20 protein-coding genes and 1 pseudogene are annotated in these 21,489 nt (G+C 59.1%); 13 read left to right on the forward strand and 8 right to left on the reverse strand.

The genetic code is table 11. The annotated features are described in order from the left end of the window. Positions 1 to 200 precede the first annotated feature (200 nt). The 3 genes and pseudogenes from RL_RS03290 to RL_RS40405 form a co-directional block, all read left to right on the forward strand. Positions 201 to 1,286 carry a hypothetical protein gene (locus RL_RS03290; protein WP_041936165.1) on the forward strand — a complete coding sequence of 362 codons (1,086 nt, stop codon included), beginning with the start codon at positions 201 to 203 and terminating at the stop codon, positions 1,284 to 1,286. A 777-nt stretch (positions 1,287 to 2,063) separates the two neighbouring features. Beyond that, positions 2,064 to 2,828: a response regulator transcription factor gene (locus RL_RS03305; protein ID WP_011650408.1), complete on the forward strand. Its 765-nt coding sequence runs from the start codon at positions 2,064 to 2,066 to the stop codon at positions 2,826 to 2,828. Between the two features lie 45 nt (positions 2,829 to 2,873). Then, positions 2,874 to 2,963: pseudogene (locus RL_RS40405) on the forward strand (LysR family transcriptional regulator); the annotation flags it as partial. Between the two features lie 38 nt (positions 2,964 to 3,001). Here RL_RS40405 and RL_RS40410 read toward each other — a convergent pair. Both RL_RS40410 and RL_RS03315 read right to left on the reverse strand, forming a co-directional pair. Then, positions 3,002 to 3,187, reverse strand: a complete 186-nt coding sequence (locus RL_RS40410; protein ID WP_028740379.1) for a hypothetical protein — start codon at positions 3,185 to 3,187, stop codon at positions 3,002 to 3,004. 324 nt (positions 3,188 to 3,511) lie between these two features. Beyond that, the gene (locus RL_RS03315) at positions 3,512 to 4,381 is read right to left on the reverse strand and encodes a helix-turn-helix domain-containing protein (RefSeq protein ID WP_028740378.1); all 870 of its coding nucleotides are present in this window, start codon (positions 4,379 to 4,381) and stop codon (positions 3,512 to 3,514) included. Between the two features lie 190 nt (positions 4,382 to 4,571). On the opposite strand from RL_RS03315, the gene RL_RS03320 reads away from it, so the two are divergent. The 5 genes from RL_RS03320 to RL_RS03340 all read left to right on the forward strand — a co-directional run bounded on the left by RL_RS03320 (position 4,572) and on the right by RL_RS03340 (position 10,661). After that, the gene (locus tag RL_RS03320) at positions 4,572 to 5,741 is read left to right on the forward strand and encodes a sugar ABC transporter substrate-binding protein (protein WP_041936166.1); all 1,170 of its coding nucleotides are present in this window, start codon (positions 4,572 to 4,574) and stop codon (positions 5,739 to 5,741) included. Between the two features lie 22 nt (positions 5,742 to 5,763). Further along, on the forward strand, positions 5,764 to 7,323 hold the full coding sequence (locus RL_RS03325) for a sugar ABC transporter ATP-binding protein (RefSeq protein ID WP_011650411.1): 1,560 nt from the start codon (positions 5,764 to 5,766) through the stop codon (positions 7,321 to 7,323). Then, entirely contained in the window at positions 7,320 to 8,324 is a 1,005-nt protein-coding gene (locus RL_RS03330; protein WP_011650412.1) for an ABC transporter permease, read from the forward strand. Before RL_RS03325 ends, RL_RS03330 begins: the two co-directional genes overlap by 4 nt. 28 nt (positions 8,325 to 8,352) lie before the next feature. Further along, a complete protein-coding gene (locus RL_RS03335; protein ID WP_011650413.1) occupies positions 8,353 to 9,780 on the forward strand; it encodes an L-arabinose isomerase family protein in 1,428 nt (475 codons plus the stop codon). Between the two features lie 611 nt (positions 9,781 to 10,391). Further along, on the forward strand, positions 10,392 to 10,661 hold the full coding sequence (locus RL_RS03340; RefSeq protein ID WP_028740374.1) for a hypothetical protein: 270 nt from the start codon (positions 10,392 to 10,394) through the stop codon (positions 10,659 to 10,661). Between the two features lie 9 nt (positions 10,662 to 10,670). Here RL_RS03340 and RL_RS03345 read toward each other — a convergent pair whose 3' ends face one another. The 6 genes from RL_RS03345 to RL_RS03370 all read right to left on the reverse strand — a co-directional run bounded on the left by RL_RS03345 (position 10,671) and on the right by RL_RS03370 (position 15,985). Next, positions 10,671 to 11,396: an SDR family oxidoreductase gene (locus RL_RS03345; protein WP_011650415.1), complete on the reverse strand. Its 726-nt coding sequence runs from the start codon at positions 11,394 to 11,396 to the stop codon at positions 10,671 to 10,673. Positions 11,397 to 11,407: 11 nt separating this feature from the next. After that, the gene (locus tag RL_RS03350; RefSeq protein ID WP_011650416.1) at positions 11,408 to 12,469 is read right to left on the reverse strand and encodes an ABC transporter ATP-binding protein; all 1,062 of its coding nucleotides are present in this window, start codon (positions 12,467 to 12,469) and stop codon (positions 11,408 to 11,410) included. Positions 12,470 to 12,526: 57 nt separating this feature from the next. Beyond that, positions 12,527 to 12,733 (reverse strand): DUF2160 family membrane protein, encoded by a 207-nt coding sequence (locus RL_RS03355; protein WP_003556377.1) that lies wholly within the window; start codon positions 12,731 to 12,733, stop codon positions 12,527 to 12,529. 4 nt (positions 12,734 to 12,737) lie between these two features. Further along, positions 12,738 to 13,574 (reverse strand): carbohydrate ABC transporter permease, encoded by an 837-nt coding sequence (locus tag RL_RS03360; RefSeq protein ID WP_003545407.1) that lies wholly within the window; start codon positions 13,572 to 13,574, stop codon positions 12,738 to 12,740. Between the two features lie 4 nt (positions 13,575 to 13,578). Continuing rightward, positions 13,579 to 14,454, reverse strand: a complete 876-nt coding sequence (locus tag RL_RS03365) for a carbohydrate ABC transporter permease (RefSeq protein WP_003545408.1) — start codon at positions 14,452 to 14,454, stop codon at positions 13,579 to 13,581. Between the two features lie 97 nt (positions 14,455 to 14,551). Then, on the reverse strand, positions 14,552 to 15,985 hold the full coding sequence (locus RL_RS03370) for an extracellular solute-binding protein (protein ID WP_041936167.1): 1,434 nt from the start codon (positions 15,983 to 15,985) through the stop codon (positions 14,552 to 14,554). A 297-nt stretch (positions 15,986 to 16,282) separates the two neighbouring features. Here RL_RS03370 and RL_RS03375 point away from each other — a divergent pair, with 297 nt between their 5' ends. The 5 genes from RL_RS03375 (at position 16,283) to RL_RS03395 (ending at position 21,485) form a co-directional block, all read left to right on the forward strand. Next, complete coding sequence (locus tag RL_RS03375; protein ID WP_011650418.1) at positions 16,283 to 17,167, forward strand: sugar phosphate isomerase/epimerase family protein; 885 nt, start codon at positions 16,283 to 16,285, stop codon at positions 17,165 to 17,167. Positions 17,168 to 17,229: 62 nt separating this feature from the next. Beyond that, on the forward strand, positions 17,230 to 18,444 hold the full coding sequence (locus tag RL_RS03380) for an ROK family transcriptional regulator (protein WP_011650419.1): 1,215 nt from the start codon (positions 17,230 to 17,232) through the stop codon (positions 18,442 to 18,444). A gap of 30 nt (positions 18,445 to 18,474) precedes the next feature. Beyond that, on the forward strand, positions 18,475 to 19,452 hold the full coding sequence (locus RL_RS03385; RefSeq protein ID WP_011650420.1) for a tagatose kinase: 978 nt from the start codon (positions 18,475 to 18,477) through the stop codon (positions 19,450 to 19,452). Next, on the forward strand, positions 19,452 to 20,729 hold the full coding sequence (locus tag RL_RS03390) for a D-tagatose-bisphosphate aldolase, class II, non-catalytic subunit (RefSeq protein WP_041936168.1): 1,278 nt from the start codon (positions 19,452 to 19,454) through the stop codon (positions 20,727 to 20,729). Before RL_RS03385 ends, RL_RS03390 begins: the two co-directional genes overlap by 1 nt. A gap of 30 nt (positions 20,730 to 20,759) precedes the next feature. Continuing rightward, entirely contained in the window at positions 20,760 to 21,485 is a 726-nt protein-coding gene (locus RL_RS03395) for an SDR family oxidoreductase (protein WP_003545418.1), read from the forward strand. The last annotated feature ends 4 nt before the right edge of the window (positions 21,486 to 21,489 follow it).

A 21,489-nucleotide genomic window follows, 5' to 3' on the forward strand; every position in this document is an offset into this window, starting at 1 on the left:
CCAAGGCGGATTAGTGCTCGCACAGTCGCATAACGGCCGCTGCGGCCATGACAGCCAAATGGCTATGGAACTAGCCGACAGGATGTAGACGAATTGCAGGCTCTGCTTTTCCTGCGTTCAGATGCACAATGTCTGAACAAATCAGGCTGCATAGGGCCGCATGCTCGGTGGACGTGCGGTCGACGCGAATGGAGACGGTAATGGCTGAAACTCGTCCCTTATTGGAAGATCAGCCCAAGACGGGCGCTGATCAATACCTCGCCTCCAATGTGGCCGCGGGGCATCTGGCATTGGTGCCGACCTGGCTTCCGTTGGATGTCGCTTCCGGTCCAAGTCATAATTCAGCCGGCAGCGGTGGTGACGGGATAAGCGAAGGCGTGATCAGCAGCAATTCATTGGCCGTCTTCATGCCGTCCAATGCCGCCATTGCGGGACCTCATTCGGGTGCCGACGCTTTCCAGGGCAATGATGCGCTCATCAATCAGCATCCCACTGAAATGGCGGGGATAGGCGGGAATGGCGGAAGCGGCAATGTTGCCATCGGCGGCGGCGATGGCGCCAATCATGCCGGCACCGGCGGCAATGGGCTTTTTTACGGTGGACTTGTAAGCACCGAAGTTGCGCTGTTTGCCCCCGTCAATACTGCCGTGGCTGCGGGCCCCGGCGCGGAGGCTCACGCCGATCAAACGAACAACGCACTGTTCCTGCAGGGCGCAACCCAGATCGGCGGCATGGGCGGCTCGGGCGGAGACCATAACGTCACGGGCCATGGCCCGTCGATGAGCCCAGGAACTGCGTTGACATTGACCGGCGATTTTTATGCGGGCCACGGCGGCGATGGATATTTCGTCGGCAGCATGGTCGACGTGAGTATCGCCATCTTCTCGCCGATCAACATCGCCATCGGCGCCGCAGGCGGATCGGCGGAGGCTCATCAGACAAACAATGTCATTTTCGATCAGGGCACTGTGCAGATCGGCGGCAATGGCGGGGGCTTCAACCTGTCGTCGGATACGATTTTTACCGGCAACCATGCGCTCGGCGGTGGCGGTGGCGGGGTCGGATCGTCAACCGGCAGCATGGTAGACGTCAATTTCGCCTATTTCCATCCCATCAACATTGCCGTTCCCGCCGGCGGGACGGCGGACGCCCAACAGACCGATCATGTTCTCTATGATCAGCAAGCGCTTCAGTTGGCCGGCATCGCCGGCCACGGCGGAGACGGTAACCTCACGGACACCCATTCGGCTCTCGTAGACGACATTCTGAGCTTCATGCATAGCTAGAGCATGATGCCGAAAAGTGTGAGCGGTTTTCGGAGGACATCCTCTTCTCGCGGATAGACTCCCCACTTGTATTGCGGTGGCTCAACTGCACGAAACCGTTCTTCGTGCGATCTTTCAAGCCATATGTTGAATTGTTTCCTCCGCCCGGCATTCGGCTCCTTGGGCGACATGGCACTGAACGGCGGGCTGATCCCGAACATTCCAACATGATCTCATCGCATTGCCGTCGATTTCGGCCGCCAAGGCCGTGACCTCCGGCCGCTATCGGTCGGTGCCGGCGTAGTACCGCCTGCGGGAGAACAATGCTAACTGGTATTAATGCGTCATTAGAGCACAGTTTCACTAATCATAACGGGTAGTCGGCGATCTCAGGCTTTTGTTGATTTTCGCGTTTGTCGTTTTGCTGTCGGATCTGCGACTGCTTTGAATTGAGATATGGAAACAAGGCCGAGCCGATCGGCAGCTCGTTATATCCAATGGCGCTTTCCGAAGTGGGTCTGTGGCAGATTGGTTGCCTTTTCAGTGCCTTTGTAAGCTTTGTTGACCCGCTTGCCGTACGTGAATTCGACGAAGGCTGGAAAGTCTACGGCGACAAGTCGAACCGGCAGGAATTCATGAAAAAGCTCTTCAATGTTCTTTGCAAGCCCAGTTATCTATCGTTGATATCTTATAAACTATAAGAATTATCATAAGAGATCAGACTATTGATATCTGATATACACTCACTTTTTCTCATGACATGTAGTGAGAACAGGAATAATATGAATAGCTGTTGCGTTGCAAATATTCGTGGGGAGCACGCAAGTGTCCGACATTACTGGAACTAGGCGCCGTATGGGGCGCAATGCACCAACTGTGATCATCATCGAGCATTCTACATTGGCGCGCACCACCGTGGTGAAGCTTCTTGAGCGCGAACTCGCCGGATGGAACGTTATAGATTTGATCTCGACCGAGAGTCTCGATAGTGCTCTTGGAGCTGAGGTGCGTTTGATTGTATTGGGTCTGGCCGGCAGAAGTGTTGAGAGCACCAGCCTGCGTGATGATCTCGCGGCGATTGCTGCACGTTGTCCTGAGGCCCCTGTCACGTTGCTCTCAGGTACGGATGACGCCATCATAGCCCGTCAGGCACTCAAGATGGGCATCCGCGGCTTTTTCTCGACTTCACTTCCCGTTGACATTGCTCTTGCCGGTCTTCGTCTCGTTCTGGCAGGAGGAACATTTTTCCCGCAGCTATTGGGAGCTGGTACAAACGGCTCAAGCGAGCATAGTCCGGCCAGAAGTGAAGCCGAAAAGAGCTTGGATGATAGGACGCAGTACCTGGCGATTGCTGATTTCACTCCCCGGGAAGCGGATGTCCTCGCAGAGCTGCAATGCGGCTGTTCAAATAAGGTCATTGCGGGAAAACTCAATCTGTCGGGGCATACGGTGAAGATGCATTTGCAACACATCATGCGCAAGTTGCAGGCGCAGAACCGCACTGAAGTGGTTGCCCGCTTAATTCAAAGAGCCGCCGGTCGGCCTGACGTCTCGCCGAGTTAGGCGGTGTCGCCAGTATCGGCGGGCGTTCGTTTCAATGGGTCTCATATCGTGATGGCCTGGAACAGGGAAGATCCGACAACCTCGCGTGACGACATCATCGATATCGCACGCTCGCTGGTGCCGCCGGCCAGGTGAGCGCATGAAACGTCAGCCGTTTCGCCGGGTCGGCCTCTTCACCTTGACCTTGATCTACGCGTTACATTGTGGACGAGTTCGCTGATGGTCGCGAACTCACCGAACAAAGCAGTAAGCTTGGCTTGCTCCTTGCCATCCAATCGGTGTTGCGAGCAGAAGTCCGCGATGCACCAGACCTTCGCCGCTACGATAGGCTCGGCAGTATTCGAATCAATGTGTTGCATTGTAGTCCTCCCGCAAAGGAAGCTACCGAAGTTCAAATTAGCTTTCAATGAAATAAGAGGTCTTCCGAAAATCGTGGTCCCCATTGGCCGGTGCGCCGCCTCTTCAGCGACTGGCGGACGTGCGGCTTCGCCACTGATTGCACGTCGAGCAGCCGCTCTCGTTTCTACGCCGTGAAACGGCGTGCAGCCTTGTCGGATGCCTTCCGATCGCTCCATATTGCGCGATGATCTTTTCTGCGTCTTCGACGCTGCCGCTGGTCCCTGACATCGAAGACAGACTGAGGGACGTCTGGGGTCGCGCGGTGCCACGGATCGGCAGACTTCTCAATTCTCAGAGGTCCTACGATATTCCGTCGGTGCGCAGCCAACCGCATTTTTGAATTGGCTGGAAAAATGGAAGGCGGAATGAAAGCCGAGCAGGCCGGCGATTTCTTTTACCGATTTGTCGGTGTTCACGAGGAAATCGCGTGCTCGCTGAATGCGGACGTTCATTTGATACTGTTTCGCCGACATCCCGGTTTGCTCACGAAACAGCCGGCGAAAATAGGGGTAGCTCACCCCCATCTCTGCCGCGAGATCCTCGACCGATTGTGAGGTTCCGCAGCGTTCCATCAGGATCATGCGCGCCCGATCGACGAGGCGCGCGCCGGCGCCGGTTGCCAGATCGTCCGGCCGGCAGAGCAGCGCAAGGAGCTGCAACCCGAGCGTGGATATCACCAGCTGATGAAGCACGGGATCCTGCCGCGCCAGGTCATGGATTGAGGCGAACACATGATCGATCTCATCGCTTGCCGGGTTGAGCGGGCGTTCGACATGCAGGAGGCCAGCATCCACCGCAAAATCGAAAGCGGTTCCCCGGCACTCTATCCAGTGCTCGGTCCAGCCGGTTCGCCGATCGGGCGCGAACCTGTGCCACACGCCCGGGAACAGGAGAAAAATCGATCCTTCCGTGACGCGCACCTGTCGGCGCAGGTTTCCGAATTCGAGCTTCCCGTTGCCGGCGCTGATCAGCACGACCTGATAGGCCTGGAGGATGCGGCCTCGAGACCAGCTGAAATGGTGGTCGTCCGGATGACGGCTCGGAGGGTAACTGGAGTGCGGCGCAATGACCGAATAGCCCGTCGAGACAGCGGTGCAGCCCCATGCTGCAGAAATTCTGTTGTCAGGCATGTAGACGAAGTAGTTTTCCGTCATTTGACGTCGCCTTTTTAGGATCATTTTTTGTATGCAAATGATCACTTTTGTGGATTTTGGCGTCGTGTCAACAGGTGTGGCCGATGGTACCGTCATCAGGTCAGGGCAAAGTCGATTGAATTTGCCGAAACGCTGATTGCATCAGCTATCGCCGCTGCCGGGGAGGGTAGCGGCTGGGAGGAGAATAAACATGAAAACCCACGCCAGACTGCTGGTCGCAGCCACTTGCCTCGCCGCATCTGCTGCCTATGCCGATGATTTCCACGGGTTCGATCCCGCGAAGTTCGACGGCAATATGCTTTCGGCCGAGGCGCTCAAAGCCATGGCCGCCGACGCGTCGAAAGTGACGCCTCCGAAAAACGGCAGCAAGTACAGCATCGGCTTTGCCAATCTTCAGCGTGACATCGCTTTCGGGGTGCTCGTGGAGAAAGGCATTCAGGCAAACGCCGATGCTGCCGGCGTGGAACTCGTCGTCGCCGACAACCGCCTCGATGGGCCGACCGCGCTTGCCAATGCCAAGTCTTTTGCCGAACGCAAGGTTGACTACGTCATCGAGTTTCAGACCGACGCAAACTTCGGTCAGACCGTGATGGACGTGTTCAAGCAAGATGGCACCAAGGTTACGGCAATCGATATCCCCATGCCCGGTGCAAGTTTCTTCGGCGTGAACAATCCGAAGTCCGGTTTCATGGGCGGGTCCTACCTTGCAACGGCTGCGGCAAAACAGTTTGGCGCGGACACGGTAAAAAGCGGCTATCTCGTCATCGGCGCACTGCCCCAGTCGGGCGTCATCCCGCGCATGCGCACGGAAGGTCAGCGCGCCGGCTTCCTGGCCCTGACCAAGGATTTCCCGGCCGACCACATCATCGAGATCGATACGAAGAATACGCTGCAGGAATCCTACACCCAGATGAACAATGTGCTCGGCCGCATTCCGCCAGGCGCGCCGATTTTGATCATCGCGATCAACGACCAGGCGACCATGGGCATGCTGCAGGCCGTCCGAGCAGCCGGACGTGTTGATCAGGCCATCGCCGTCGGCAACGGCGCGGATGAAGCCGAGGCGCTTGCCACGGACCCGAAACTCGTGGCGGCGACGGGTTCGTTTCCAGGCAGCTACGGGAATTATCTCATTCCGATTGCACTGTCTGCGCTCGCCGGCAAGGCCGTGCCGGAGGCAACCTTCGTCACCCATCAGATGGTAACCAAGGCAAACATCTGCAAATTCTACAAGGAGTTCGCGTGCGCCGGCGAAGCCGACGGTTACACGTTTCCCGAGGCGGAGTTCGCAAGCTATCTCTCCGGTCTGAAAAAAGAGGATTGGTTGAAGGGCTACGAGGCAATTCTCCCCAAGCAATGATCTGGGGTCGGAGGCGATTCTGATGCAGACTGTATCAAGCACGGAGAACCGCGTGGCGCGGCTCCAAATCACCAACGTCACCAAGTCCTTCTCCGGCGTGCAGGTCCTGAAAAACGTCACCTGTTCGGCCGATGCTGGCGAGGTCGTGGCGCTGCTCGGGGCTAACGGTGCAGGCAAATCTACGCTGATGAAGATCCTGTCCGGCGTCTATTCCTGCGACGCCGGACAGATACAGATCGATGGGGCCGCAGTCGACATCACGTCGGCACGTGCGGCCATAGCATCGGGCATTCGCTTGATGCCGCAGGAACTGTCCGTGCATCCGGACTTGTCGGTCGCGGAGAACATCGCATTGGGATCGATGCCCCAGCGCAAGATCGCCGGCATAAGTTTCGTCGACCGTGCCGCCATGCAGAGGCAAGCGACGACGCTGCTCGGTCGACTGAAGCTCGGTCATGTCTCTGCGAGCCGGAGAATGGGATCGCTATCGCTTCCGGAGCAGCGGATCGTCGAGATCGCCCGGGCATTGGCCGGCCAGGCTCGTATTCTGATCATGGATGAACCGACTGCTGCACTCGGAGAAGCAGATGCCGAAACCCTGTTCGGGGTGATCGATGCGCTTCGCGCCGACGGCGTCACGATCATCTATATCTCCCACTACCTCGACGAGGTGTTTCGCCTCTCCGACCGGATCGTCGTATTGCGGGACGGCGAGGTACGCGGCCAGTTCCAGACGAGCGCCACCAGTCACGACGAGGTGCTGCGGGCGATGCTCGGAGGCGATCTCGGCGATCTTTTTCCGGCAAAGCCGCAATCCCTGCCGGACGAGACGATCCTGGCTGTCGAAGGACTGTCGCTGCCAGGCTGGCTCAGCGACGTGTCCTTTTCGGTGCACCGCGGCGAGGTCCTGGGTGCGTTCGGCTTGATCGGCTCCGGGATTGAGAAGGTCGGCAGAGCCATTTATGGGGCGGAGCCCAAGGCGAGGGTCCGTTCAATCCGGATGGGGACAGCCGAAACGGCGTTGTCGAACCCGCGGTCAAGCATTCGAAGCGGTATCGGTTTCGTTGCAGCCGAGCGCAAGCGGCAAGGCCTGATCGCCAACCTCACCGTCCGTACCAACACGACCCTTCCTTACCTCACGCGCTTTACGCGCTTCGGGCTCGTCGATGACAATCGGGAGCGGGCAATGTCGCAACACTGGATCCGCACCCTGCGCGTCAAGACGACGGGTCCGGAGCAGGAGATAAGACTCCTGTCCGGCGGCAACCAGCAGAAAGTGTGCCTGGCGCGATGGCTGCTCGGCGACCCCAAGCTGCTCATTCTCGAGGAACCGACCCGCGGGGTCGACCTCGGCGCTCGACGAGAGATTTATGAGGAGATCCGCCGGCTCGCAGCGAACGGATTGGGCATACTCCTCGTCTCATCGGACGCTGAGGAAGTCGCCGGTCTTGCCGACCGAGCGATCGTCTTCGAAGAGGGCCGGGCCGTGGCCGCACTGGGAGCCAATGCATCGGCCGCCGAGCTGATGCAGGCGGCGGAGTCGCACTCCGTGTCTGCTGCGAACGAATTGGAGAAAGCATGAACAAGTCAAACTCGATCGTTGCAAGCGAACCCAAGACGACCAGCCAACGCCAGTCGATGACGGAGATCCTTGCCAGACCGGCCGCCGGGATCGTGGTTCTGCTGGGCTTCTATGTCATCCTTCTTGCGGCTTTCGCTATGCTGTCGCCGTTCTTTCTGTCGGTGAGCAATCTTGCCAATATCGGCACGAACATGGCCTTCATCGGGCTCATGGCCGCAGCCGGAACGCCGCTGATCATTGGCGGTGGACTCGACCTGTCGGTGGCTGCCGTTGCCGGACTGGCCGGTGTCATCGTCGCATTGATGCATTCCAACGGGATCAATATCTGGGTTGGATGCCTGACAGCCTTGGTCATCGGCGCCGGGGTCGGAATTTTGAATGGCGTGATCGTCACCAAGCTGCGCCTCAATCCCCTGATCGTGACACTCGGGACGATGAGCATCTTCTCGGGCCTGTCGATGGTCATGACGGGTGGCTTGAGCAAGCCGCTTTTCGTGCCGGCCTTCAACTGGCTTGGTTCAGGTCGCATCTTTTCCGTGCCGTTTCCCGTCATCGTCATGCTGATCGTCTTTGCCGTCCTCTGGCTCGTGCTTGCCAAGACGCCGTTCGGACGGTTTGTCTACGCAACCGGCGGCAATCCCGAGGCCAGCAGTCTTCTCGGCGTGCCTGTCGAGCGCACCCAGATGATCCTCTACGTGATCTCAGGCATTTCAGGCGCTGCCGCTGGTATCATTCTTGCAGCAATGCTCGGCGCGGCAGCCCCGAATGCAGCAAGTCAGCATCTGCTGACGATCATCGCCGCTATCATTCTTGGAGGCACGAGCCTCTTTGGCGGGCGGGGAAGCGTCTGGGGTACGCTGATTGCGGTGCTGATCCTCGGAACTCTGAACAACGGCCTAACCCTCATGAACGTGTCCAGTTTCTGGCAGGATGTCACGCGCGGTGTCGTGTTGCTTCTGGCCGTGGGCCTCGACCAGCTTCGTGTCCGCCTGCAGGGCTGACCCCGCCATAATTCCAGGAGAAAATGGAATGTCTGATCGCCCCTTGAAGGCCGGCCTGTTCGGTATCGGTCTGGAGGCCTATTGGCCGCAGTTTGACGGTCTCGAAGCAAGGCTGCGCGGATATGTACATGTCGTCGCGTCCAAGCTGGAACGGCCCGGGGTCGAAGTCGTCAATCTTGGCCTCGTCGATACTCCGGAGAAGGCCGTCGATGCCGGCCATCTGTTTCGCCAGGCCGATGTCGATATCATTTTCCTTTACATCACCACCTACGCTCTATCGTCGACCGTCTTGCCGGTTGTTCGGCGTGCAAAGGTGCCGGTCATTATTTTGAATCTGCAGCCGGCTGGTGCGATCGACTACGCGTCCTTCAACGCACTCGGCAACAGGACTGCCATGACCGGCGAGTGGCTGGCGCACTGCGCTGCATGCCCGGTGCCCGAGATTGCCAATGTGTTCACTCGAGCGGGCATTCGGTTCCACCAAGTAACAGGCGTTCTCAACGATGACCCGTTTGTCGACAACGAGATCGAGGAGTGGATCGAGGCCGCACGGGTAGCCCACGTCATGTCGCATAATCGCCTTGGCGTCATGGGGCGCTATTACAACGGCATGCTCGATATCTATTCCGATCTCACAGCCCAAAGCACGGCATTCGGGACACACATCGAAGTGGTGGAGATTGACGAACTAGCACGCCTGAGACGCGATGTTGGCGAGGCGGAAGTGGCGGCCTGCTTGGACAGAATCCGAACGGAATTCGACGTGCAGCCGGATTGCGATCCGGACGAACTGGCGCGGGCGGCAAGAACTGCTGTCGCGCTGCGCAAACTCGTTGACGCGAAGCGTCTCGGCTCGCTCGCCTATTATTATGAATCGGTGTCCGGGCATGAATACGAGGACGTCATCACGTCGGTAATCGTTGGGTGTTCGATGCTCACCGCCGAAGGCATACCGGTTGCTGGCGAATATGAGATCAAGAACGCGCAGGCCATGAAGATCATGGACAGTTTCGGCACCGGAGGTTCCTTCACCGAATATTATGCAATGGATTTCGATGCAGATGTGGTCCTGATGGGCCATGATGGTCCAGGCCATACCAAAATTGCAGAGGGTCGAACCAAGATCCGTCCTCTGGAGGTCTATCACGGCAAGGTCGGCTCCGGCGTTAGTGTCGAAATGTCGGTTAGGAATGGCCCGGTAACACTGCTCTCGGTGGTGGAGTGCGCCGGAAAAGTGAAGCTGTTGTGCGCCGAAGGACAATCGGTGCCCGGACCGATCCTGGAGATTGGAAACACCAACAGCCGCTATCAATTTCCAATCGGGGCGCGCGCGTTCGTCGAAAATTGGAACGCCGAAGGACCGGCGCATCATTGCGCAGTCGGCGTCGGACACATTGGGAGCAGCATCGAAAAATTAGGAAAGCTGTTGGATGTCGAGTTCGTGAGAATTTGCTAATTGTCAAAAATATTTCTCGCTGCGGGAACTGCTTGACGAATAAAAAGACCCGTCAAAACGATCGCAGCTCCTCTGCCTATCTTGCCGGCGTTGCTCATCAAATCCCAGACGACTGCCCGTTCTTGCCGCCTCACCGGCGGCGCGGTGATCGATTTCTCGCGAGGGCAAAGGGTATTGCGTCAGCGCAAAGCCTTGGAGCCTCAAGGGGTGCGCCTGAGCCCGCGCATTGAAGGTCTCCCCCGGGGCATGAACATTTATCGCGCCGGTCGCGGTAAATGTGGCCGCTTTCATGTTCTCGGTTCGATTCCTGTCAAGGCGATAGTTCTAAAATGACGTTCAAGGGCTCTCGCTCAGCTGACTCTTGCTGCACCACTTTGATTTTCCTTGCATCAGTAGCGAATTTTTGGCCTTGGAAAAAGGCGCCTGTTTGGCGGCCGTAGTGGCATGCTGGTGGCAGCGCCAAACCTCGTAGTGAGGCCATAAAAACAGTTCGGGCCGCGCGATGGCGGGCCGTGTATCGACGGGGCGTTCGTTTCAACGGGTTTCATATCGTGATGCCCTGATGGGAACCGCGACTCCGCCTGTCCGTTATCTTTTAAGCAACGGAGGACATGGACATGCGCAAGAAAAAAGCCATCGTCGAGGCGGCGCTCGAGTCCGAATACGAGCGCCAGGCACTGGGGATCATGAATACGGAGCAAGCGCTGAAGCTTGAGGATTCCGACGGTCTTGTCTTCAGTCATCCAGATAAAGAAGCTGGAGTGACGGATCACTTTGTCGATCAAGATGAGCTGCGCCGGTTGGTGCGGCGGTCAACCTCGCCGCTTCCCGTATTGCAATCGCAGCATCGTACTACTCGGCAGGGTCGTACTGCACGTTAGTCCTGACCTTCAGGCAATCATATAACCGCCGTCCACCGGCATCGATATGCCGTTCACCATGGCAGCCTGGTCGGAGAGCAGGAAAAGAACAACCTCGGCGATGTCTGCCGGCTCGGCGAAGCGACCGACCGGAATTCGCTTCATCATCCCCGCGGCCTTTTCGGGATCGCTCCATGCCTTCACCGCCATTGGTGTCAACGTTACCGTTGGGTGGACGCCGTTCGCGCGGATGCCGTGAGGCGCGAGCTCCTTTGCCATGACCCGCGTCAAGCCATCCAATCCACCCTTCGATGCACAATAGGCCGCGTGATCGGGGATGCCGACGAAGGATGCGACCGACGAGACATTGACGATGGCGCCTGGACGGCCCTCCTTGATCAGCGAGCGGGCATATTCCTGGGCGACGATCATCGGAGCACGCGTGTTGACCGCGACGAGACGATCGAATGCTTCGACGGTTGTCTCCAGGAACGGCTGAAGCTCGGTCGTGCCGGCGCAGTTGATAAGGAAATCTGCGGGAAGGGCAGCGATTGCCGCCTTTCTGGTCGCATCGGCATCCGCGAGATCGACCTGGATGGCCCGGCAGCCGAATTCCCCTCGCAGCGCTTCGACGTCGGCAGCACTGCGGGTAAGCGCGACGACCTGCGCACCCCGTTCGACGAGCATCCTTACAATTTCGCGTCCGATGCCTTTGCCGGCGCCGGTCACGATCACCGTCTTTCCTTTGAACTCCATGGGTCGTTCTCCTAAAGTCTCTGGCCTGTTTCCCGATCGAAGATATGTGCACGTCGGGGATCGATGTGGAAGTACATCGTCCGTCCGGGGTCGACCTCGATACGCTCACGGATCAGGGCGTCGATCGGCACGCCTCCCGTGCGACCGAAGATCAATGTCTCGGAACCCGTCGGCTCGAACACCGATACCTCGACCGGAACGCCTTCTTCGCCGATCGTGATGTGCTCCGGTCGGATGCCGTAGGTAACGGCTCTCCCTTCATCTGCATTCGTATCCGCCATGGGAAGGGTGATGCCCTGGTCGGTGACGACGATCTTCCTGCCGTCGCGGGTGGCTATGCGGCCCTCAAGGAAGTTCATCGATGGGCTGCCGATGAAGCCGGCGACGAAGAGGTTGACGGGGAAGTCGTAGAGATCGAGAGGCTTGCCGATCTGCTCGACCCTACCATCGCGCATCACCACGATCTTGTTAGCCATCGTCATCGCCTCGATCTGATCGTGCGTGACGTAGACGGTGGTGGTCTTCAGCCGCTGGTGAAGCTCCTTGATCTCGACGCGCATGGTGACGCGGAGTTTAGCGTCGAGGTTCGACAATGGCTCGTCGAACAGGAAGACCTTCGGATCTCGGACGATGGCACGGCCCATCGCCACGCGTTGACGCTGTCCGCCCGACAGTTGCTTCGGATAGCGGTCGAGATAACGCGTCAGATCGAGGATCTCTGCCGCCCTGCCGACCTTCTCGTTGATCTCCGCCTTCGGACGTTTGGCCATCTTCAGCGGAAAGCCCATATTCTCGGCGACCGTCTTGTGGGGATAGAGCGCGTAGCTCTGGAAGACCATCGCGATGTCACGCTCCTTTGGAGGAGCGTCGGTGACGACACGGCCGCCGATCCGGATGTCTCCGCTGCTGACCGTCTCCAGCCCGGCGATCATCCGGAGCAGGGTGGACTTGCCGCATCCGGAGGGACCGACCAGAACGACGAATTCGCCGTCCTCGATGTCGACGCTGACGCCATGCATGACCTGAAGAGAGCCATATTTCTTGGTGACGTCGCTAACCTGTACGTTTGCCAATGTCGTTCCCCCTAAAGCGCAGCTTGTGACTTGATGTCGTTGACGGAATTCATCATCTCATCCCTTCCAGACGACATAGGCGCCAAGGACCGCCGAGATTGCCGCCGCAAACCATACCGAAGGCCCGAACGGCTCGATGAACCGCATCCAGAACAGCGAGAGCGCGACCCAGATCACGATCGAGATGAAGAGCCGGTCGAACCAGTTCGTTTCGATCGGCAGAAACCCCGGCTTGCGTTCGTTATTTCCTGATTGAGACGTCATCGTTTCATCCTTTCACGGCGCCGAAGGTCAGGCCGGCGACGATGTGACGCTGCACCACCGAAAAGACGATGAGCGCCGGAACCAAGGTCAGCATGGAGATCGCGGCCATGATGCCCCAGGCCGTCCCCGTCGTCGTCACATATTCCGACAGGCCGGTGGTGAGTGTCCGCGCATGGAAGTTGGTAAGCGTCGCCGCCAGCAGATATTCGTTCCAGGCAAACACCCAGGTCAGGATCAGCGTCACCGCAAGTCCGGGCCGTGCCAAAGGAAAGATGATATCATAGAGGACGGTCCATGGGCTCGCGCCGTCCATATAGGCCGCCTCGTCCAATTCCTTCGGAATGCCTTCCACGGTCGGGCGCAGCGTCCAGATGGCGAAGGGAAGGTTGAAGGAGCAGTAGACCAGGATCATGCCCAGCTTGGAATCGGCGAGCGAGAAGTCGCCGATCTTGTAGACCTGCGTCAGCAGCAGGAAAAGCGGCAGCAGGAAGACCGCCGGCGGCGCCATGCGGTTGGTGATCGTCCAGAAGAAGATGCTTTCCTTGCCTGCGAGGTCGAAGCGCGTCAGGGCGTAGCAGGCAAGGAAGCCGAGCGTGGTGACGAGCAGCGCGTTGCCCGACGAAATGATCATCGAGTTGAGCATGTATCCGCGCAAGGTCGGATTGGTCAGCACGTCCTGGTAGTTCTTCCAGAAGAAGCTCCGGAGAATGACATCGGGCGTCGAGAACAGGTCGAAGGGCTGTTTCACCGATATGACGAAGAGCCAGTAGATCGGGAAAAGGGTCGCGAGGCTTATCAGGGTCCAGAGGACGACCGGAAGCCAGGGAAAACGGGTCTTCATCGCTTCAACCTCTCTTCACGCGGGGTGCAATCAAACCGACATAGAGCAGCCAGCAGACGACGATGGTGAGATAGAGGACGATGACGGAGATCGCCGAACCGTAGCCGTAATTCGTCTTGGGAAAGACTTCCCTGAAGATATGGACGCCGATGTAGCGCGTCGAAGAACCCGGACCGCCGCCGGTCAGCATCAGGACTTCGTCGACGGTGCGCAGCGCGTCCATCAGCCTGATGAACACTGTGGCGAGCAGGGCCGGGCGGATCAGGGGGAGCGTGATGTGCCAGAAGATCTGGCTTTTGCCGGCGCCGTCGATCTGCGCCTGCTCGAACGGGTCTGATGGAAGCGAGACGAGTGCGGCGATCAGCGAGAGGGTGACGAGCGGCGTCCAGTGCCAGATGTCCATGATGACAGTGACGGTGAAGGCCGCGACAGCGCTCTGGCCGATATTCAGATCGTAGCCGAACCAGCTCCTCAGAAGATAGGGAATGATGCCGATGGACGGGGTGGTCATCAGCTTCCAGACCGAGCCGACGATGATCGGCGCCATGATCAGGGGCAGAGTATGGATCGTGCGAAACACCGCTTTTCCGGGAAAGTCCTTGAGCAGCGCCTGGGCGAGGATGTAGCCGAGGACCAGCTCCGACACGACCGCGAAGAAGACGAATGTCAGGGTTATGCCGAGCGATGCCAGGAACTGCGGGTCGAAGACGAGCCGCCGATAGTTCTCAGCCCAGTTGAAGATCATGCCCGGATTGGCCGCGAACGGGTTCCATGAATGGAAAGAGACCCAGAGGACGTAGATGAACGGAAAGATCCCGAACAGTCCGAGGATCACTATGGTCGGTGACAGCAACAGCCACCCGAGCTTCTGCGAATGCATCGCCTATCCCCCATTGAACACTATGTGGATGTCCGGCCCATCTGGGAACGGAAGATGACGGGTCGTCGCAACGACCCGTCAAGTTGGGGAGGATTTTTTATTTGCGATAGCCGAGCGAGGTGAGCTCTTCTTCGGCCTTGGCCGCCATCTGGTCGAGGCCTTCATCGGGACCGATCTTGCCGGTCAGGATGTCGTAGAAGATAGGCGCGGTCGCTTCACGCACCTGCGCATGGAAGGGGTAGGGGGGAGCGCCGGCGAAGAGCTTGCCGTCGTCCTTCAGCATCGTGTAGAAGCCGCCGAGCTTGACGTCCATCTCCTTCACCTTCGGATCGTCGAACGTCGCCGTATTGGTGATGCGCGGTGCGGCGATGGCCCAATCGGGCTGCACTTCGTTCTGACCGATGAATTCGAGGAACAGCAGTGACGCTTCCTTGTTCTTGGACGTAACCGGCACGCCGAAGGCGCCGCCATCGTAGTAGCCGATATAGCCCTTTCCAGCTTTCGCGTCGTCCAGCACGCCCGGCTCGAGCGGCGGCAGAGCGAAACCGACCTGGCCGACCACTTTCGACTGCGCCGGATCGCTCGCGATCCACGCGGCGTTCTCACCATAGATCAGTCCCTGGGCGACGCGGCCCGCGGCGAAGGTCGTCGCGGTTTCCGTCCAGGTTGACTGCGTCGATTCCGGAGGAGCGATGTCGCGCAGGTGCAGCCAGTACTTCAACGCGGCCTTTGCCTTGTCGCCGTTCATCGCGCCGCCATGTTCGATCGTCGCCGCATAGTTGTTCTTGGCGTCGATGCCCCAATTGTAGACGCCGAAGGTCGGCGCGATGGACTCGAAGAATTCATACCAGGACGCCGGATGGCCTGTATGTGCCTGAGCGGTGGTGCCCCAGAGCTCCATGCCGTTGTCCTTGCCGTACTTCGTGAAGAAGTCGGCGATCTCGGTGTATTCCGCGTGTGTGGTCGCCGGCTTCAGGTCCTTGCCGGTTTCCTTCTTGAAGGCTTCCTTGATCTTCGGATCGTCGAAGAGGTCCTTGCGATAGAGATACGCCTTCAGGAAGGCTTCCATCGGAACGCCGAAGAGATCGCCGCTCGAGTCCTTGAAGTAGTCGGCGAAGCTGGTGAAGTTCGCATCGTCGTAGGTCGGCGCCTTCAGATCCGGCTGGTCTTTCAGCGTCTTCGTGATGTCGACGAGGAAATCCCTGGCGAGATAGGAGTAGATGATGTCCTGCTCGATGTAGACCATGTCATAGATGCCGGTCTTGGCTTCCATGTCCTTGATGGCCTTGTCGTACATTTGATCCCAGGACGTCGTCTCGATGTCGACCTTGATGCCGGTCTTCTTTTCGAATTCCGGAGCGAGCACGTTCCTGATGTAGTTCGATGGCGGGGTGCTTTCGGTGACGCCGTGCAGTGTCACGCCCTTGAATTTGGCGCCGGCGTCGGACCAGAAATCAGCCCAGGCCGGCGACGCGGTCGTGGCGAGGCTGAGCGTCAGCGCAAGCGCGCTAGCCTTCAAAGCATAGTTCATTTTCAATCCTCCCAAATTGCAGCGAGATCATTTCGCCGGTCCTTTGTGTAGGCCAAAAAAACCACCGGCGCAACATTTGTTGTCTAAACATGCAAATCATGGATCTATCTCATTGATTTTTGCAGAAAGTAATTTCCGGCGGAGAGTGGAATGCAATGCGCACAGGCTTAAAATATTGCATTGCAAGGTAATTTTGCAAAGCAGCAAAGGATTTTCAGCCAAAATTATTTGTTGTCTTGCCAAACTAAATGGCATAGCACTGTCCGCAGCCAAAGGCATTTTTTGGAGGAAAAGGCTATGCGTCGATTGGGTATCCATTCATTTGTATGGACAGGCGGCCAAACGCAGGAAGGGCTGGAGACGGCCCTCAACAAGACGGCCGAACACGGATATCGCACCATCGAATTTGCCTATCTGCGCCCCGAGAAATTCAATCTCGATCGACTGGCAAAGCTTGCGCAGTCGCTTGACGTGGAGATTGGCGTGACGATGGGCCTGTCGCTCGACAGGGACGTATCGAGTGAGGATACCTCTGCTGTGTCCGCCGGCAAGCAGACGCTGGCCGACGCCGTTCGGGCGGTCCGTGACATCGGCGGCAACAAGCTCGGCGGGATTCTCTATTCCGCGCACACCAAGTACAATCGCCAGCCGACGAAGAAGGGCTGGGACAACAGCGTCGCCGCGATCGCCGCGATCGCCGAAGTCGCGAGACAAGCGAACGTCGACCTCGTCCTGGAGGTTGTCAACCGGTTCGAGACGAACTTGCTGAATACGGCGGCGCAGGGGCTGAAGTTCATCGCCGAGACGGGATCAGAGCATGTCCGTCTCCACCTCGACACATTCCATATGAACATCGAGGAAGCCAATCCGGCCGCCGCGATCCGCCTGGCCGGCGACAAGATCGGCTACTTCCACATCGGCGAGAGCAATCGCGGTTACCTCGGCGACGGTGTCATCAACTTCGATCTGATCTTCGACGCTCTGCTCGACATCGACTACAAGCGCGACATCGTGTTCGAAAGCTTCTCGACGACGGTCGTGGACGAAGGCCTGTCGCTCGCCTGTGCGATCTGGCGCGACACCTGGGAGGATAATGATCCGCTGGCCGCGCACGCGAAGCGCTACATCGAGCTGAAATATGAAGAGGCCAAGCGTCGCCGCGCCACAAACGCGCGGCCCTGATTATCCCTCTGACAGCCTGTTCCAGTCGTGTAAGGGTTGGGCCGACTGAAGGGAATTGAAAGATGAACGACACCGTCTCCATCGGAAGTTCGCCGCGCAGGATCCGGCAGAACAATATCGTCGCCGCCTTGCAGACGATCTATGCCCACCGAAGCCTCAGCCGGGCGGATCTCGCCCGGAAGCTCGGGATGAATCGCTCATCCTCGGGAGAGATCGTCGCCGAACTGACGGAAGGTGGGTTCGTTCAGGAGTCGGACGAGAGCGGCAAGCAGCGCCTGGAACATTCCCGTGCCGGGCGTCCTGGTATCATGCTCGAACTGGTCCCCGATGCCGCATTCTTCGTCGGGATCGAAATTGGCGTCGAGCATATTTCGGCGGCAGTTATCGATCTCTCCGCCGACGTCCGGGCATGTCGGAAAATGGCGTTCGACACCATGTCTTCGACCGTGGAAAAGGCCGTGGCCGAGGGCGTCGAGCTGATTGTCAGTGCGATGGAAAAGAGGATGATCGGACGGTGCAAGGGTCTCGGCATATCGGCGCCGGCCCACATCCGGCCGGACGGAATTGTCACCCTCGCACCCATCATCGGCTGGCGGGAGGTGTCGTTGAAGGAGATTGGGCAGTCCGCCTTCCCGGCCGCCGTCCCGATCGCCGTTGAAAACGACGCCAACGCGTTTGCGATCGGCGACAGCTATCGTCACGGCGTCTCAGGCGTGACCCTGTTCCTGCTGATGGAAACGGGCGTCGGCGGCGGCATCATGATCGATGGCAAACTGTTCCGGGGCGGCCACGGCCTGGCGGGAGAAATCGGCCACACCCTGGTGCCGGGAAGCGGCGGTCAGAAGTTTGAGCAACTGATCGGTCGCGAAGTGCTGATCAGGCAGTATCGCGAGGCTATTGGACGTAAGCACGTCGACCTGCAGGAGTTCCTTGGCGACGTTCATGACCGTGTCCCGGCCGCGGTCAATATCGCCGAAACCTGGTCGCGCCATCTCGCATACGCATTGCTGCAGGCCTGTCGGCTGCTCGACCCCGACAGGATCGTGCTGGGTGGCTCCGTGGCGTCTCTCTACCCGATGGTGGCGGCCCGTGTGGCGGTCCACATGTCGGAGGGACAGAATATACCTTTCCCCACGCCTGAGATCGTCGTGGACGATGATGCGGAGTTCGGTTCCGCCTTCGGGGCGGCGTGCATGTTGCACCAGCGCTTTCTGTCATTGGAGAGCGAGGAGTTCGGCGGCGAGGACGGTGCGCCGGTCCAGTCGGCGACGAGTTGATGACAAGAACGATCGAAAGCAGGATTGCAAATGACTTCAGTACTGGCTCCGGACCAGCTTGGTCCCACGGTTTGCGTAGGGGAGATCCTCGTCGAGATCGTCGCCACGACGGTCGGAGACGGTTTTCTTGAAGCCCAGCCGCTCGTCGGTCCGTTCGCGAGCGGAGCGCCGGCGATCTTCATCTCGCAATGCGGGCGCCTCGGCGGCAAGGCCGCGATGGTCGGCGCCGTCGGCGATGACGATTTCGGTCGTGTCAATACCGATCGCCTCAAACGCGACGGCGTCGATGTTTCGACGATCTCGATCGATCCGGATTATCCCACAGGAAGCGCCTTTGTCCGCTACCGCAAGGATGGCTCCCGGGATTTCGTCTACAACATCGCCACATCAGCAGCCGCACGCTTCGGCTGGTCTCAAACGGTCGGCGATCTCATCAATCGGAGCGGCCATCTTCACGTGATGGGTTCCGCTCTGTCGGTCCCCAGCGCGCGCGCGGTGATCGACAAGGCGGTCGGCATCGTCAAGGCACGCGGGGGAACGCTCTCGGTGGATCCGAACATTCGCAAGGAATTGAAGCTGGACAAGGACACCGAGCGTCGGTTTTCCAAGCTTGTCGCTGCCGCCGATTTGCTTCTGCCGTCCGGAGAGGAGCTTGAGCGTGCCGCCGGTGTCGAAGGCAAGGCAGAAGCAATCCGCCGCTTGTTCGAGGTGGGCGTCAAGGAGATCGTGCTGAAGCGCGGAGCCGAAGGCGCGACCTACTTCGGCAGGGACGGAGACCGCATCGACGCTCCGGCATTTGTTGTTCAGGAGGTCGATCCCACCGGCGCCGGCGACTGCTTCGGCGGTGCCTATCTCACCTGCCGGCGGCTCGGAATGTCTCCGCAGCAAGCTCTGACCTATGGCTCGGCCGCCGGCGCCCGCAACGTGACGGTGCTGGGTCCGATGGAAGGCGCCGGCACTCAGCAAGAACTCGATGCGTTCATCGCTTCAACGGAAAGGCGTCCGTGATGCAGGTGCATCTCAATGAACTGGCCAGGCTGAGGATCGAGGGGCGCCCCAGAGGCGTGACCTCCGTATGCTCCGCCCATCCGATCGTGCTTCGAGCAGCGCTCCGACACGGGCGGCAACAGGCAAGCACCGTCCTGATCGAAGCGACCTGCAACCAGGTCAACCACCTCGGCGGCTACACCGGGATGACGCCAAGCGACTTTGCGTCCCTCGTCCGTAAAATAGCCATCGAGGAGGGGTGCCCGGAAAAACTCATCGTTCTCGGCGGCGATCACCTCGGCCCCAATCCTTGGCGCGATCGCCCGGCAGAAGAGGCCATGGCCGAGGCGGAGAAGATGGTTGCCGCCTATGTCGAGACCGGATTCCGCAAGATTCACCTCGATGCCTCGATGGGCTGCAAGGGCGAGCCGGTGGCGCTCGATGACGAAACCACGGCCCATCGCGCCGCCCGGCTTGCGGCGGTCGCCGAGGCTTCGGCGAAGAGGGCCGGCGGCGCAATGCCGGTTTATGTCATCGGCACCGAAGTGCCGCCGCCAGGCGGGGCCGATCATACCCTGACAACCATCGATCCGACGGCGGCTGCAGCGGCGCTGACGACGATCGAAGTCCACCGCCGGATCTTTGCGGAGGCCGGACTCGGCCAGGCGTTTGAACGGGCCATCGGGCTGGTCGTTCAGCCGGGCGTCGAGTTCGGCAATCAGAATGTCATCCTGTACGACCGGAACAAGATAGACGCGCTGAAATCAGTGCTCACCGACGAGCCGCAGTTCGTCTTCGAGGCTCACTCGACGGACTATCAGGGAACCCGGCCGTTGACCGCGCTGGTAGAGGACGGCTTTCCCATTCTGAAGGTCGGTCCTGAGCTGACCTTCGTCCTGCGCGAAGCGCTTTACGCGCTGGATGCGATCGCTTCGGACCTTTTGCCCGATTACGGCCAGCGTCCGCTCTATGCGGCGATGGAAGCGCTGATGCTCGATCAGCCAGGCAACTGGAGCCGCCACTACCACGGCACAGACGCCGAGATGCGCTGGCTGCGGCATTACTCGCTGTCTGACCGCATCCGCTATTATTGGGCGTCGGCGGAGGTACAAGAGGCCGTCCGGCGCCTGTGCGGGGCCCTTCGAGGGCAAACCGTACCGCTGCCGTTGCTTTGGCAGCATATGCCGGCCGCACAGGATTTCGCAGATGCGCCGCTCGATCCGGAACAGGTTTTGATCTGGAGAGTGACGAAGAGTCTCTCGGACTATCATGCCGCTTGCGGCGTCGGGAAGAATTGACAATCAGGATCAAGACAGGAGGAAAAATCGATGACGGAATTGAATGGGAAGATCGCGGCGGTCACGGGTGCTGCGTCCGGAATAGGGCTCGCTTCGACGGAGGCAATGCTCGCCGCTGGCGCGACGGTCGTGCTGGTCGACCGCGATGAGAAGGCCCTTGAGACGGTTTGTGCCCGGCTTGGCGAGCGCGCTATTCCGCTGGTGCTCAACTTGCTGGATCCGCACCAGTGCGCGGGATTGCTCGAGGGCATCCTGTCGAAGACGGGCAAGCTCGATATCCTGCATGCCAATGCAGGCACCTATATCGGCGGCGACCTGATGGAGACCGATCTCGATACCATCGATCGGATGCTCAATCTCAACGTCAATGTCGTCATCAAGAACGTTCGAAACGTCATTCCGCACATGATCGAACGCGGCACCGGCGACATTGTCGTCACGAGTTCTGTCGCCGGGCACTCGGCGATTCCATGGGAACCTGTCTATTCGTCATCGAAATGGGCGATGACCTGCTTCGTCCAGACGATGCGACGCCAGCTTCTGAAAAGTGGCATTCGCGTGGGGTCGGTTTCTCCAGGACCGGTGATCAGCGCTCTGCTTGCGGATTGGCCGGAGGAAAACCTTCGCAAGGCCAAGGAGGCCGGAGCTTTGATCGAGCCCAAGGAAGTCGCCGACGCGATCATCTTCATGCTAACCCGGCCGCGCAACGTCACCATCCGCGATATCGTCGTGCTTCCAAGCGCCTTTGACATTTGAGGAG

The organism is Rhizobium johnstonii 3841, from assembly GCF_000009265.1.
In the GTDB taxonomy this organism is placed as follows: domain Bacteria; phylum Pseudomonadota; class Alphaproteobacteria; order Rhizobiales; family Rhizobiaceae; genus Rhizobium; species Rhizobium acaciae.